Annotated in this window: 11 protein-coding genes; 7 read left to right on the top strand and 4 right to left on the bottom strand. The window is 53.5% G+C overall.

The genetic code is table 11. The annotated features are described in order from the left end of the window. The first annotated feature begins 4 nt into the window (after window positions 1-4). From KW808_RS15820 to KW808_RS15810, 3 genes are all read left to right on the top strand, one after another. A complete protein-coding gene (locus tag KW808_RS15820) occupies window positions 5-844 on the top strand; it encodes a fumarylacetoacetate hydrolase family protein (protein WP_004567937.1) in 840 nt (279 codons plus the stop codon). Next, window positions 845-1,570 (top strand): mycothiol-dependent maleylpyruvate isomerase NagL, encoded by a 726-nt coding sequence (gene nagL, locus KW808_RS15815; protein WP_004567935.1) that lies wholly within the window; start codon window positions 845-847, stop codon window positions 1,568-1,570. It begins immediately after the preceding gene. A gap of 536 nt (window positions 1,571-2,106) precedes the next feature. Beyond that, window positions 2,107-2,472 (top strand): HigA family addiction module antitoxin, encoded by a 366-nt coding sequence (locus tag KW808_RS15810; RefSeq protein WP_011898106.1) that lies wholly within the window; start codon window positions 2,107-2,109, stop codon window positions 2,470-2,472. Here KW808_RS15810 and KW808_RS15805 read toward each other — a convergent pair. Next, window positions 2,405-2,836, bottom strand: coding sequence for a YbaN family protein (locus tag KW808_RS15805; protein WP_004567933.1), 432 nt, complete (start codon window positions 2,834-2,836; stop codon window positions 2,405-2,407). The two genes, KW808_RS15810 and KW808_RS15805, sit on opposite strands and share 68 nt — an antisense overlap. Before the next feature lie 88 nt (window positions 2,837-2,924). On the opposite strand from KW808_RS15805, the gene leuS reads away from it, so the two are divergent. Further along, window positions 2,925-5,783, top strand: coding sequence for a leucine--tRNA ligase (gene leuS / locus KW808_RS15800; RefSeq protein WP_499652347.1), 2,859 nt, complete (start codon window positions 2,925-2,927; stop codon window positions 5,781-5,783). Between the two features lie 70 nt (window positions 5,784-5,853). On the opposite strand, the gene KW808_RS15795 is transcribed toward leuS, so the two are convergent. After that, window positions 5,854-6,789 carry a hypothetical protein gene (locus KW808_RS15795; RefSeq protein WP_004567929.1) on the bottom strand — a complete coding sequence of 312 codons (936 nt, stop codon included), beginning with the start codon at window positions 6,787-6,789 and terminating at the stop codon, window positions 5,854-5,856. A gap of 172 nt (window positions 6,790-6,961) precedes the next feature. Beyond that, window positions 6,962-7,573 carry a malonic semialdehyde reductase gene (locus KW808_RS15790; RefSeq protein ID WP_004567927.1) on the bottom strand — a complete coding sequence of 204 codons (612 nt, stop codon included), beginning with the start codon at window positions 7,571-7,573 and terminating at the stop codon, window positions 6,962-6,964. Window positions 7,574-8,070: 497 nt separating this feature from the next. On the opposite strand from KW808_RS15790, the gene KW808_RS15785 reads away from it, so the two are divergent. Together KW808_RS15785 and KW808_RS15780 are read left to right on the top strand one after the other, a co-directional pair. Further along, a complete protein-coding gene (locus KW808_RS15785) occupies window positions 8,071-9,939 on the top strand; it encodes a VWA domain-containing protein (protein ID WP_231107869.1) in 1,869 nt (622 codons plus the stop codon). A gap of 90 nt (window positions 9,940-10,029) precedes the next feature. After that, entirely contained in the window at window positions 10,030-11,262 is a 1,233-nt protein-coding gene (locus KW808_RS15780; RefSeq protein ID WP_004567923.1) for a D-amino acid dehydrogenase, read from the top strand. Here KW808_RS15780 and KW808_RS15775 read toward each other — a convergent pair. After that, window positions 11,259-12,557, bottom strand: coding sequence for an FAD-dependent oxidoreductase (locus KW808_RS15775; RefSeq protein ID WP_004567922.1), 1,299 nt, complete (start codon window positions 12,555-12,557; stop codon window positions 11,259-11,261). The genes KW808_RS15780 and KW808_RS15775 overlap by 4 nt on opposite strands. Before the next feature lie 99 nt (window positions 12,558-12,656). Here KW808_RS15775 and KW808_RS15770 point away from each other — a divergent pair, with 99 nt between their 5' ends. Beyond that, window positions 12,657-13,268 carry a VanZ family protein gene (locus tag KW808_RS15770; RefSeq protein ID WP_004567921.1) on the top strand — a complete coding sequence of 204 codons (612 nt, stop codon included), beginning with the start codon at window positions 12,657-12,659 and terminating at the stop codon, window positions 13,266-13,268. Window positions 13,269-13,290 lie beyond the last annotated feature (22 nt).

The following is a 13,290-nucleotide window of genomic DNA, read 5'->3' as shown; positions in this document are numbered from 1 at the left end:
ACTTATGCGTCTTGCAACAATCCGCACCAACGGCACCACCATTGCTGCTCGTGTTGAATCTGAAAACACCGCTACCACCATCGAGGGCTTTGCCAACGTCGGTGAATTACTCCAGGAATCCAACTGGCGCGAGCTGGCAGAAAACGCTGCTGGTGAGGCTGTGACCTTTGAAAACAAGGAGCTAGATGCAGTAGTTCCAGCACCTAAGAAGATTGTGTGCGTCGGCCTTAACTACGCCAACCACATTAAAGAAATGGGCCGCGACCTCCCTGATACCCCAACCCTTTTTGTTAAGTTCCCTGACGCGCTCATCGGACCTTTCGATGATGTTGTCGTTCCAGAGTGGGCTAACAAGGCTCTCGACTGGGAAGGCGAGATGGCAGTTATCATTGGCAAGCGCGCACGCCGTGTCAAGCAGGCCGATGCTGCTGAGTACATCGCTGGCTACGCAGTGATGAACGATTACACCACCCGCGATTTCCAGTACGCAGCACCTGCAAAGACTCCACAGTGGCACCAGGGCAAGTCTTTGGAAAAGTCCGCTGGCTTCGGGCCTTGGATGACTACCCCAGATTCTTTTGAGTTCGGCGGCGAGCTGGCAACCTACCTCGAGGGCGAGAAGGTACAGTCCACCCCTACCAATGACCTGGTCTTTAGCCCAGAAAAGCTCATCGAATACATCACCCACATCTACCCATTGGATGCTGGCGACGTCATTGTCACCGGTACCCCAGGCGGCGTTGGCCACGCACGTAACCCACAGCGCTACATCGGTGACGGCGAAACCGTAAAGGTTGAGATTGCGGGCCTCGGCTTCATTGAAAACAAGACGGTGTTTGAGTAAATGACAACTTTCCACGATCTTCCGCTGGAGGAGCGGCTGACACTGGCAAGGTTGGGCACATCCCACTACTCCCGTCAGCTCTCCCTCGTGGACAACGCTGAGTTCGGCGAGCATTCCCTGCTAGAAGGGTGGACTCGTTCCCACCTCATTGCCCACGTGGCGTACAACGCCATCGCACTGTGCAACCTCATGCACTGGGCAAATACTGGTGAGGAAACCCCAATGTACGTGTCGCCAGAAGCGCGCAACGAGGAAATTGCCTACGGTTCCACGCTCAATCCCGATGCGTTGCGTAACCTGCATGAACACTCCGTCGCACGCCTGGACGTGGCTTGGCGTGAAACGTCTGAAGATGCTTGGTCACACGAGGTTCTGACAGCTCAGGGACGCACTGTCCCAGCTAGTGAAACATTGTGGATGCGTTCCCGCGAAGTCTGGATCCACGCAGTTGACCTCGGTGCAGTGGCAACCTTTGGCGACATCCCAGAGGTCATCCTGCGCACCTTAGCTGCAGAAATCACACAAAAGTGGACAAGCCAAGGAACCGGCGAGGGACTTGTGCTTCTCGACGAGCCCTCCAGCACTCGCTACCCCGCCGCCCCAGGGCAGGACGAGGTAGTAGTGTCCGGCAGCCTTGCAGGCATTGTTCGCTACGCCGCTGGCCGCGGTTCCGATGGAGTCACTTCTTCCACTGGAGAGGTTCCAGAGCCACCGCGCTGGCTGTAGTTTCCACACATTCTTAAATGACCATGTTCCTGTGCGGGAATGTGGTCATTTTTTATCTCTTTTACTGAAATCGGCCTTCATTGGCGTTTTAAGGCTTTGGGATCCATCAAATGACTATTGGCGTGGGTTGGTCTCTGTTTGGGTGGCAGGGGCGAAACTGAGGGGTTACTTTTTGGCTTATTTTTCTAAAAAATTTTGGGTTGGGGAATTTTAAACCGCGGGCGGGAACTTGTTCAAAGGCACCTTAAAAAAAGGGGGGTGCCGTATCCATGACTGGATCAAGGATGGGATTTTCTCGGAATTTTTTTGGGTCGGTTTTCGGGATGTAAACCTGTAAAAATCACTTTCGCTACTAGGTGTTCCAAGGCGTGATTCCCTTACTCATAACGTATTGCGTCATGGGTAGGGAAGGTGATTTTAGGGTATGACGCAATGCGTCATTTTGCAGTTAACACGCTGAATGTACCCCATGCGACACAGTTGTACTGTCAAGCGTTATGATAATGAATCTCAACTAGAAAATGACTGGGGGCGATATGCCGGTGCAGGACGCAGGCGAACGCAACAACAATGACCGGCCAGTGATGCCGGGAGAGATCCTCCGTGAGGAATTCATGGAGCCTTTGGGGCTGTCCCAAAACGGCTTGGCGCGGGCAATAGGAGTGCCGCCACGCAGGATTAATGAGATCGTGCACGGCAAACGTGCAATCACAGCAGACACAGCACTGCGTTTAGCTGCTTATTTAGGTCCCGATCCGCAGTTTTGGCTCAACTTGCAGACCCACTACGACCTGTCGGTGACGTATTTAGATACGCGCACGCTGTTGGAAGCGATCAAGCCTTATGATCGTCAGCAAAATGTGGCTCGGACCCTGAATCCGCTTCAGGAGAGCTCGCAGTAGGAGTCGCCTCTGGTCGGGGCTTCAAACGAATGATGTGGATGCTCACGCCGGTGGCAATCAACGGCAAAATGATCCACGGAATGGTTGCCCCGATGAGGATGCAGGAAAGGATGATTCCGCACCACAGTGTCAAAAGTGTGCGGAATTTATGCCTCGGGGTCATCGCGTGGTTGTAGTAATTGGAGATGTACTCGCCAAAGATTCGGTGCGAGATCAGGTAGTTGTGTAACCGCTCTGAGCTGCGTGCGAAACAGAAAGCACTCAACAATAAAAACGGAGTCGTGGGGATAACTGGCAATACAACGCCGATTGCTCCGCAGACAAGACTGAGCAGTCCGACGGCGATAAGCAGTGGTTTCCACATAATTCTTCAAGTCTATCTACTTATTGAGGGGAGGAAGAATTGCCCTCCACACATGAGATGTCCCGTGTACCTACTACACTGTTTAACCATGACTAACCCGAGCGAAGGCACCACTCCCCTGGCGTTCCGTTATACCCCGGAACTCGCCAACAAGATCGAAGGTGAGTGGCAGAATTACTGGACTGACAACGGCACATTCAACGCACCCAACCCGGTGGGTGATTTAGCGCCTGCGGACGGTAAAGCACTTCCTGAGGACAAGCTCTTTGTCCAGGATATGTTCCCGTACCCATCCGGAGCTGGCCTGCACGTAGGCCACCCACTCGGTTACATCGCAACGGATGTTTTCGCCCGCTACAACCGCATGCTGGGCAAGAACGTTCTGCACACCTTGGGCTATGACGCCTTCGGACTGCCAGCAGAGCAGTACGCGATCCAAACCGGTACACACCCACGCACCACCACCATGGCCAACATTGAGAACATGAAGCGCCAGCTCGGTGCGCTGGGTCTTGGCCATGATTCCCGTCGTGCGGTGGCCACCACGGATCCTGAGTTCTACAAGTGGACTCAGTGGATCTTCCTGCAGATTTTCAATTCGTGGTTCGATGCAGAGCAGCAGAAGGCACGTCCCATCAGTGAGCTGATTCCGTTGCTGGAGTCCGGCGAGCTGAAGACTAAGGACGGGGCGGATTACAACGCGCTGGGAGACGTCGAAAAGCAAAAAGCGGTGGATGACTACCGCCTTGTTTATCGCTCGAACTCCACCGTGAACTGGTGCCCAGGCTTGGGCACCGTGTTGGCAAACGAGGAAGTGACCGCGGACGGCCGTTCCGAGCGTGGCAATTTCCCTGTTTTCCGTAAGAATTTGTCCCAGTGGATGATGCGCATTACCGCGTACTCGGATCGTCTGATCGATGATCTGGAGCTGCTCGATTGGACTGAGAAGGTCAAGTCCATGCAGCGTAACTGGATTGGCCGTTCCCGCGGCGCTCAAGTTGATTTCAGTGCAGAGGGCGAAACCGTCACCGTGTTTACCACCCGCCCAGATACCCTGTTCGGCGCGACCTACATGGTTCTTGCACCTGAGCATGAGCTGGTCGACGTGCTGCTGGAGAAGGCTGGTTCCTACGAGGGCGTTGATGCCCGTTGGACCAATGGCCAGGCGAGCCCTGCGGAAGCTGTCGCTGCATACCGCGCCTCCATCGCCGCGAAGTCCGACCTGGAGCGTCAGGAAAACAAGGAAAAGACCGGCGTCTTCCTGGGCGTTTACGCGACCAACCCAGTCAACGGCGATCAGATCCCAGTGTTCATCGCTGACTACGTTCTGACCGGCTACGGCACCGGCGCCATCATGGCGGTTCCTGCTCACGACGAGCGCGACTACGAATTCGCCACCGTTTTGGGTCTGCCTATCAAGGAAGTTGTCGCAGGTGGCAACATCGAAGAGACTGCTTTCACCGAATCTGGCGAAGCAGTCAACTCTGCGAACGACAACGGCCTGGACATCAACGGCCTTGCCAAGGATGAGGCTATTGCCAAGACCATTGAATGGTTGGAAGAAAAGGAACTTGGCCGCGGCACCATCCAGTACAAACTGCGCGACTGGCTGTTCGCCCGCCAGCGTTACTGGGGCGAGCCTTTCCCAATCGTCTACGACGAAAACGGCCAAGCACATGCTCTGCCAGACTCCATGCTTCCAGTCGAGCTGCCAGAGGTAGAGGACTACAAGCCTGTCTCCTTCGACCCTGAAGACGCAGACTCCGAGCCTTCCCCACCGCTGGCAAAGGCCCGCGAATGGGTTGAGGTGGAACTCGATCTCGGCGACGGCAAGAAGAAGTACACCCGCGACACCAACGTCATGCCACAGTGGGCAGGTTCCTCCTGGTACCAGCTGCGCTACGTCGATCCAAGCAACGATGAGCAGTTCTGCAACATCGAAAACGAACGCTACTGGACCGGCCCACGCCCAGAAACCCACGGACCAAACGATCCAGGCGGCGTAGACCTCTACGTCGGTGGCGTCGAGCACGCAGTTCTCCACCTGCTCTACGCACGTTTCTGGCACAAGGTCCTCTTCGACCTGGGCCACGTCTCCTCCAAGGAGCCATACTGTCGCCTGTACAACCAGGGCTACATCCAGGCCTTCGCCTACACCGATTCTCGTGGCGTCTACGTGCCTGCCGATGATGTCGAAGAGAAGGACGGAAAGTTCTTCTACCAGGGCGAAGAAGTCAACCAGGAATACGGAAAGATGGGCAAGTCCCTGAAGAACGCCGTTGCCCCAGACGATATCTGCAACAACTTCGGTGCTGACACCCTGCGCGTTTACGAGATGGCCATGGGACCTTTGGACACCTCCCGTCCATGGGCAACCAAGGACGTCGTCGGTGCGCAGCGTTTCCTCCAGCGTCTGTGGCGTCTCGTCGTCGATGAAAACACCGGCGAAGTGCTCACTCGCGATGAAGTCCTCACCGACGATGACAACAAGCAACTGCACCGCACCATCGCAGGCGTCCGCGACGACTACACCAACTTGCGCGTTAACACCGTGGTTGCCAAGCTCATCGAATACGTCAACTACCTGACCAAGACATACCCAGACACCATCCCAGCTGGCGCAGTCCTGCCACTGATCGTCATGGTCTCCCCTGTCGCACCACACATCGCGGAGGAACTCTGGAAGAAGCTCGGCCACGACGACACCGTCACCTACGAACCATTCCCCACCTTTGAGGAAAAATGGCTCATCGACGATGAAATCGAACTGCCAGTCCAGGTCAACGGCAAGGTCCGCGGTCGCATCACCGTTGCAGCCGACGCCAGCCAGGAGCAGGTCATCGAGGCAGCGCTTGCCGACGAGAAGGTGCAGGAGCAAATCTCCGGCAAGAACCTGATCAAGCAGATCGTTGTCCCTGGCCGCATGGTCAACCTTGTGGTGAAGTAAACCCATTCGGTTGAGATTGCCCTAAAAGCCGCGCCGGCCCGCTATTAAAGTAGTGGGCAGGCGCGGTTTTTTATGTGCTGGACTCGCTAGGTTCTTCAACTGGCGTTGGGCTGAGTAACTTTTGAAATCTTTGATATCGAGCCTCGAGAACATCCATATTGAATGAATGAATTTCGCTTTCTTCCACCACTCGGGCAATTTTTTGAAGCTTTGCCCAGGAGGTGTTGGGTGGGTGGGGATGGAAATTATTCTCGATGTGGAATCCAGGCATGCGGGATACTAGGTCGAAGACAAGGATATTGTTCAAGCTTGGATGGAGGGAATGAAACCAGCCGACTTCGGTTGCGATACCCATCATGAAATCAAAGGTTTCTCGGCGTATCCAAGGATCAAAACCTTCGGAGTCATGAATCTCAAAAATGAGTTCCCGTGGTTTCAAGAGGGGATCTGCGTCTAGGTCTCTGGTGTCTGCGTCCAAGAGTTCTCCAAAATTTTGGAGGCTTGCGGGGATATAACCAGTAGCGACCATCTCCCATGGGACTGAAAGCGTGCCGCGCCCTACTTTGAGTGTGTATCCCTCAAGTTCAAACTCAAAGATTCCACGAGATTCCTGGAAAACTAACTCGGGTAAGAATGCGTATTTGTAGTCTTGGTACTCTTCGGCAAGTGCGTCTTTTGTATATTCAATGGTTTCTACTGCAGACCTTGTCCGCTCGGAGTCCCATGCTAATTCCAGCTCCCATTCTTCCCTGAAGTGGAATTTGAAAACTAGTACGTGCCTCAGTGCTTCTTGTAGATCCTTCACTGGGAGGTCCTGTTGCTCCATCGCAAGGTGAAGAGAACGTTTGAGCAGCATCAGAGCATCGGGAACGAGGGAAAGGGATTCAAATGAGAAACTATTTACATAAGGGACATAATCGGTGTCGGGATCAGTGGTGAACCAGGGCTCCGGATCTTCTTGAATTACGGCAGCAAGCCAGCCAAGTGTTCGGAGTGTGCGGTTCATTGTCTTTGTCCATTCTTATCAATCAGTAAAAGTATGGAAGTAGCTTCTCATGTGGATGCGACATCAATCGGGCGCGAGTCGAACAGATGTGTAAATGGAAAACGCCCCGGCCAGTATGTAACTAGCCGGGGCATCTATTTAAGTCTTTCTAAAGCTATTTCTAGAGTGGTTTCTAGAGGGTCTCGACAACTTCGTCCTGCTCAAGGCGTGGCAGGCGGTCGTACCAAGCATTGTCAGCTGGCTTACCCATGTTGATGGCAACCAGAACGCGGTGGCGGCCGTCTGGGAAGAACTCCTTGGAGATAGCGTCTGCATCCATGCCGGTCATTGGGCCAGCGGCGAGACCTGCTGCGCGGATACCGATGATGGCGTATCCGATCTGAAGGCCAGCATTGAGTTCTGCGGAGGAAGCGCGTGAAGCCTCGTCAGCATCGAACATGTCGCGTGCACCTGGGAAGTGTGGGAAAAGCTTTGGCATTTCTTCGTGGAAGTCGATGTCGGCTGCAAGAAGTGCGACCGCAGGAGCTGCAGCAACCTTGGCCTGGTTGCCTTCTGCCATCAATGGCACGAGGCGAGCTTTGGCTTCTTCGGAACGAACAATTACCACGCGCAGAGGCTGGGAGTTCATTGCGGTTGGTGCCCACTTAACTAGGTCGAAGATGGCCTCGATCTGCTCATCGGTGACAGGCTCTTCGGTGAATGCATTTGCGGTGCGAGCCTCACGGAAAAGAAGGTTTTGTGCGTCTTCGTCAAGTGTTAGTACGTCTTGGGTAACTGTAGTCATACTTCTTATAACGGTGAATGCTCCCGAATTAGTTCCCGTATCAAGTAATTGTGTGGAGGATTACTTTGCGCCAACACCGTGCAAAACCGAAATAGAGCTCTTATTTATCCAGAGAGGGGAATTTAATAGTCCCTACCAGTCTTTGAGGGGGCGTTAGCGTTACATTGAGCCCTTGGCCATTCTGACAACAGAACCGGACCACAATCACGCTAGAGCCTTCACACTCATAAATAAGAACATTGTTGTCAAAAAGTTGTTTACTCAGAGGTCGAACTTCTCAGAAAGCTGTTAGTTTGAATTACCAAGATCGGTATTTGCTGCGATCGCTGTGTAATTCTCAAAGAAACTGACCTCCCGCTGAAAATGCTGACGGTAGTCCATTTTTCTGCTCGACGACTGAGAGAGTGTTCATTGTGCACCTAGCTGGATAATTCACCAGACAACGGCAAACGATATTCCTTGCCGTAATAACAAGTATTCTTCTCATAGTTTTAAGTGTGCCCTCCACCGCGAATGCGCAAACAGAATCTACATCCCGCGGAGTTCCCACGATGCTGGTGTTGGATAGCTCGGGATCGATGGTGACTCCAGATGCTGGTGGGCAAAGCAGGTCAGATGCCGCCAAAGAGGCTACGAATCAGTTTATTGATGAGCTCGCTGGAACCCTCGACTTAGGTTTGGTGACCTACGGCGGAAACACTGGTGAAACACCAGAAGATTATGAAGCCGGTTGCCAGGACATCACCGTCGTCCGCGGGCCAACTAATGGGCAGGCTGAGCAGCTTAAACAACACATTGATAGCCTCCAACCGCAGGGCTATACGCCGATTGGTGAGTCCTTGCGCAAGGCTGCAGCAGAATTGCCTGAAGGCCAATCTGGCACCATCGTATTGGTCTCTGATGGCATTGCAACGTGTACGCCCCCTCCAGTGTGTGAGGTTGCTGCAGAATTGGCTGACCAGGGTGTTGATCTGGTGATTAACACTGTTGGATTCAACGTCGATGAGTCTGCTCGCGCGGAATTGGAATGCATCGCGCAGGCCGGAAACGGTACCTATGCGGATGCGAGCGATGCGGATTCGCTTGTGGCAGAACTGAAGCGAGCAGCCACCCGCACTGCAGTGGGCTATGAATCAGACCTGGAACAAATCGATGGCAACAGCAGCCAAACAAGCCCAACTCCGATTCCAGATGATGTGGAATTGTTCAAAGCCGATCTTCCAGCACTAGATAATAAAGACGGCGAAGTAACTCAGTACTGGTCCATTCCCGTTGAAGATTATGAACGTGTGCAGGTAACCACCTCGTATGTTGCACCAGTGACTTTTGGACTCGGGAACGACTACCTGAGCATTAGGAATGAACTGCTTTTCGGAGATGAACAAGATCAAACCTGTCATCGTTCGATCAGCAATGACCAAATTCTTGATAATTACGGTGCGCGGCCTTTGGTTGCCAGTGTGGAGTCAGATGTGATTGGAGATAAGTGCGATACCGATGAACTGGTTCTCGCAATCACCAGAGGCCAGCCTTTCAATTGGGAAGAAGAATTACCTGTTGAGATCGTGGTAAAGCGCCTTAATCACGCGGATACGTCAGGGCTTCCACTCGGTGATCAACAGCGTGAAATCCCAGATCTCGATGTGGCCGCAGTACAAACATGGGCACCCACCACTGGCGGATCTTGGTTTACCAACGCTACGGAGCTAACTCCAGGTGAAGGTGTTGAAGCAGAGATCGTACCTGGTGAAAATCACGTTTATCGCCTGCCTATGGCAACTGGTCAGCAGCTGCATGGCTTTGTGGAAGTTGTAGAAAACACGGCACAAGATGATCCTGGAGTGACGGACAAATTGGGTGTTGCAGTGTATTCGCCAACACGGCAAAATGCTGGAGTCGATATGTGGACGGACGTTGCGCCTCGGGCAGGTGCCAGTGAGTATTTTGCAGCGCCAGTTCCGCTGACTTACCTGAATATGTTCCCTAATGAAGGCGGATTTGGCACTACTTCTAAGGCCACCAGCACGTTTACGTTTGAAGGCGATTACTACCTCGTTGTGCACTATGACGATCTCAGTGGCAGTACAATCAGAGATGCCAGCAACCAGCAGTCTTTTCCCCTTCGTTATCGCTTAGCAGCGGATGCTTTTGGTGATGCAGAGCCAGGCCCAGTGTTTGAAAAGGTTTCTGCAACCACCTCAGAATCCTCTAGCCCAAGCACTCAACCAGATGAGCCAGCTCAAAATACCGCAACTGAGGAAAGCAGCACTGGAATCTCCCCGCTCATTGTTGGCGCTATCGTCGCACTCATTTTGGCGTTCGCTGCGTTTGCCAGCTGGCTAGTTTTGAAAGGCCGCAAGAAATAACCCCATAGGAATTTCCAAACCAACACATTTAAGTACGAACTCATGAATACTGGGGGCACTAGGAGTCCACCCCACCCTCAGGAGGGTTTCATGAGTTCGTCTGGAAAAGTCATTGTTGTTGGAGCCGGCATAGTGGGTCTTGCCACCGCCTGGCATTTACAGGAGCACGGGTTCGAGGTGAGCGTCCTTGATCGGGATGGTGTCGCTGCAGGTTCTTCGTGGGGTAATGCTGGTTGGTTAGCGCCGGCGAAAACTATTCCGTTGTCGGAGCCGGGGCTTTGGACGTATGGTCCGAAAGAGCTGTTCAATCCGGTGTCGCCGATGCATATGCCACTTCGTGTGGATCCCAAACTGTGGCTTTTCTTGGCGCAATTTATGGCGCAGGCTTTTCAAAGCAAGTGGGATTCCACAATGGCGGATCTCACAGAGATCGATAAGGTCGCGCTCGAAGCTTTTGATGAGCTGTCGATCGGTGGCGTGGAAGGCCTCACCCATGAAGGTCCATTTGTTATTGGTTTTGAGGAAGAGAGCCAATCGGCGGGTTTCCGTAAGGAAATTGATGGTGTGATCAGGTATGGCCAGAAAGTGGAGATGTCTCGACTGGAGAATCCACAAGAGTTGGCGCCGATGCTGAATGAGCAAATTCAGGTGGCTTACCGTTTGGAAGGCCAGCGTTTCATCGAGCCGGGTCCATACGTGCAGTCATTGGCGGATGCTGTGGTGAAGCGTGGTGGCGTGATCCGCGCCGGGGCAGAAGTTGTGCATGTGGCGAAGGGTGATCGTCCCGCGGTCATTTTGGCGGATGGTAGCCGTGAAGAAGCGGACAAGGTGGTTGTGGCAACGGGTGCCTGGCTGCCGGGTCTAACGCGTGAATACGGTGTGAAAACTCTTGTTCAGGCTGGTCGTGGCTATTCCTTCTCTGTTGCAACGGATATTCCTGCCAAGCATTCTGTGTACCTTCCCCACCACCGCATGGCCTGCACGCCGTATGAGGGCCGTTTCCGCATTGCGGGCACCATGGAGTTCCGCGGTCCGGATGAGCCGTTCCAGCAGGGCCGGGTGGATGCGATTGTTTCGCAGGCGAAGAAGGTTATGAGAGGTATTGATTTCAACGATCGCAAGGATGAGTGGGTGGGTTCCCGCCCGGTCACTCCGGATGGGCGTCCGTTGATTGGGCAGACCAAGGCGGAGAACATTTACGTTGCCGGTGGTCACGGCATGTGGGGTGTGGTGCTGGGCCCTGCCACCGGTAAGTATTTGGCGGAGCTGATGGCTACAGGCAATACCAACCCGATCATCAAGCCGTTCGATCCGCTGCGTTAACTGCCCAATAATTGGTTGAAGATCTCCGAGGTTGCGGGATGGGTGTAGATGCCGTCGCCAAGCTCGGAGGCGGTGACGCCATGCCACATGGCAAGCGCCACGGTGTTGATGAGCTCCTGGGAGTCGGCGCAGTACAAGGTCGCGCCGAGCAGCGCATCAGATTGCTTGTCGACGAAAAACTTCACCATACCGTGAGGTTGGTTAATAATCTTTGGTCGGGGAACGATCGGCATATCTGCAATCAAGGCCTTTTTCACCACCACATTTTCCCCTTCAGTGTTGTCACCGATGGTGGACAACGGCGGTTCGATAAATGTGGTGGTGGGGATCAGTCTGTGTTCGGTGGATTTCTCACCAGGTCCGGCTAGTTGATCCAGCACAATGCGGTGGTCATCGTAGGACACGTAGGTAAACTGCGGGCCGCCATTGACATCGCCTACAGCGAAGATGCCGTCGATGTTGGTCCGGAGGTGGGCGTCGACAAGCACCTCCCCACGCGTGCCTGTTTTGATGCCTGCCTGTTCAAGGCCGAGCCCGTCGGTGGCCGGGCGTCGGCCGATGGCAATAAGGGCTGCGTCGGCGTCGATGTCGCGGTCTTGAAGTGCGATGGTGAGATCGCCGCTGAAACCGGTGAGTTCAGCGTTGTTGAGGAAAGTAATTCCGCGGGCCTCTAGATCGGTTTTGGCCAGCTCCGCCACTTCCCTGTCGAAATTTTTCAGCGGTAATTCGCCACGGTCGATGATGGTTACCTTGGAGCCTTGGCCGCTAAAAAGCGTGGCGAACTCCAGGCCGATTGGGCCACCACCGATGATCGCGAGGTGCTTCGGCAGGGGCGAAATGTGCTGAATGCCAGTGGAATCAAAAACATGCGGATTGTCGGTGCCTGGGACATTGGGGATGACCGGCGTGGAGCCCGTGTTGATCACAATCGTTGGCGCATACAGCACAAGAGTGTCACTACCTGCAGTTACTGTGATTTCGTGGCTAGCTGTTAACGTAGCTTTTCCATCAATGACGGTGACACCCTTGTCTGTGGCCATCGCAAGATTCTTGGCATTCAGCTTGCCAATCAACTGATCACGCGCCACAACCGCATCCGGGAAATCCTTGCCCGTTGCAGTCTCAAACAACAACTTCTTCGTGGGGATGCAACCTACATTGATGCAGGTACCGCCATACATCTGTGGACTCTGCTCAATCAGTGCGACCCTGTCCCCCGCTGCCGAGCGTTTCATCGCGATAGTCTTGCCTGCTTTGCCGAAACCAACAACAATGAGATCAAACTCAGTGTCCATGCGACCCAAGATACTCTCGGGCAAGCTCTTCGTTGTTCGTTAAAGATTTTGAGGAAGCCTAACAGCGAACACACAGGCCATCCCCCTAGGGTTGGCCATATGTCAACCATTCACGCCTCCGGAATCCAGGCTCCACAAGTGCCACACGGTTCCCACCATGCCCCGCCACAAAAGGACGAATCAGTGAAAAAGAGCTTCAATGCCTCTTCTTTACTGTTCGCGTTTTCCTTCGGCGTGTACCTGGTGCTGCTTGTGATGATGACACTTCTTAAAAGTCGCCTTTCTTTAGGCGGACTGTGGAACACAGAAGCACACCAATACAGATCCATCGACTTAGAGCTTTTCAACGGCTTTATTGATCCACCAATTTGGTGGGGGCCTTGGACCAACACTTTTGGCAACATCGCACTGTTCATGCCATTTGGGTTTTTCCTGTACAAAATGCTCCGTAAATTCAACCATCGATTCCCCTTCGTAGAAACCATCCTGTTTGCCAGCGTCACCAGCCTCAGTATCGAAGTTCTGCAATGGGTGTTTGCTATTGGATATTCAGATGTCGATGACCTGTTGTTTAATACGATCGGCGGACTCATTGGAGCATCCGTAGCAGCGCTTGTCTCGCTTAAATCCTCCAAGGTAGTCAGCGGAATCATCATGGGCGGTTCACTATCTGTGATGGCGATGATGATGTATTCAAGTTTTACCGCCTAGAAGGTTTCAGCAGTTCCGCTTG

The organism is [Brevibacterium] flavum (genome assembly GCF_019317305.1).
In the GTDB taxonomy this organism is placed as follows: domain Bacteria; phylum Actinomycetota; class Actinomycetes; order Mycobacteriales; family Mycobacteriaceae; genus Corynebacterium; species Corynebacterium glutamicum.
This window is presented reverse-complemented; position numbering and strand designations above follow the sequence as displayed.

Excerpts from the sequence above, each read along its gene's own strand:
- KW808_RS15820 (WP_004567937.1), top strand. The coding sequence starts at position 5 with ATGCGTCTTGCAACAATCCGCACCAACGGCACCACCATTGCTGCTCGT.
- KW808_RS15790 (WP_004567927.1), bottom strand. The coding sequence starts at position 7,573 with ATGACTACAGTTACCCAAGACGTACTAACACTTGACGAAGACGCACAA.
- nagL (WP_004567935.1), top strand. The coding sequence starts at position 845 with ATGACAACTTTCCACGATCTTCCGCTGGAGGAGCGGCTGACACTGGCA.
- leuS (WP_499652347.1), top strand. The coding sequence starts at position 2,925 with ATGACTAACCCGAGCGAAGGCACCACTCCCCTGGCGTTCCGTTATACC.
- KW808_RS15770 (WP_004567921.1), top strand. The coding sequence starts at position 12,657 with ATGTCAACCATTCACGCCTCCGGAATCCAGGCTCCACAAGTGCCACAC.
- KW808_RS15795 (WP_004567929.1), bottom strand. The coding sequence starts at position 6,789 with ATGAACCGCACACTCCGAACACTTGGCTGGCTTGCTGCCGTAATTCAA.
- KW808_RS15805 (WP_004567933.1), bottom strand. The coding sequence starts at position 2,836 with ATGTGGAAACCACTGCTTATCGCCGTCGGACTGCTCAGTCTTGTCTGC.
- KW808_RS15775 (WP_004567922.1), bottom strand. The coding sequence starts at position 12,557 with ATGGACACTGAGTTTGATCTCATTGTTGTTGGTTTCGGCAAAGCAGGC.
- KW808_RS15780 (WP_004567923.1), top strand. The coding sequence starts at position 10,030 with ATGAGTTCGTCTGGAAAAGTCATTGTTGTTGGAGCCGGCATAGTGGGT.
- KW808_RS15810 (WP_011898106.1), top strand. The coding sequence starts at position 2,107 with ATGCCGGTGCAGGACGCAGGCGAACGCAACAACAATGACCGGCCAGTG.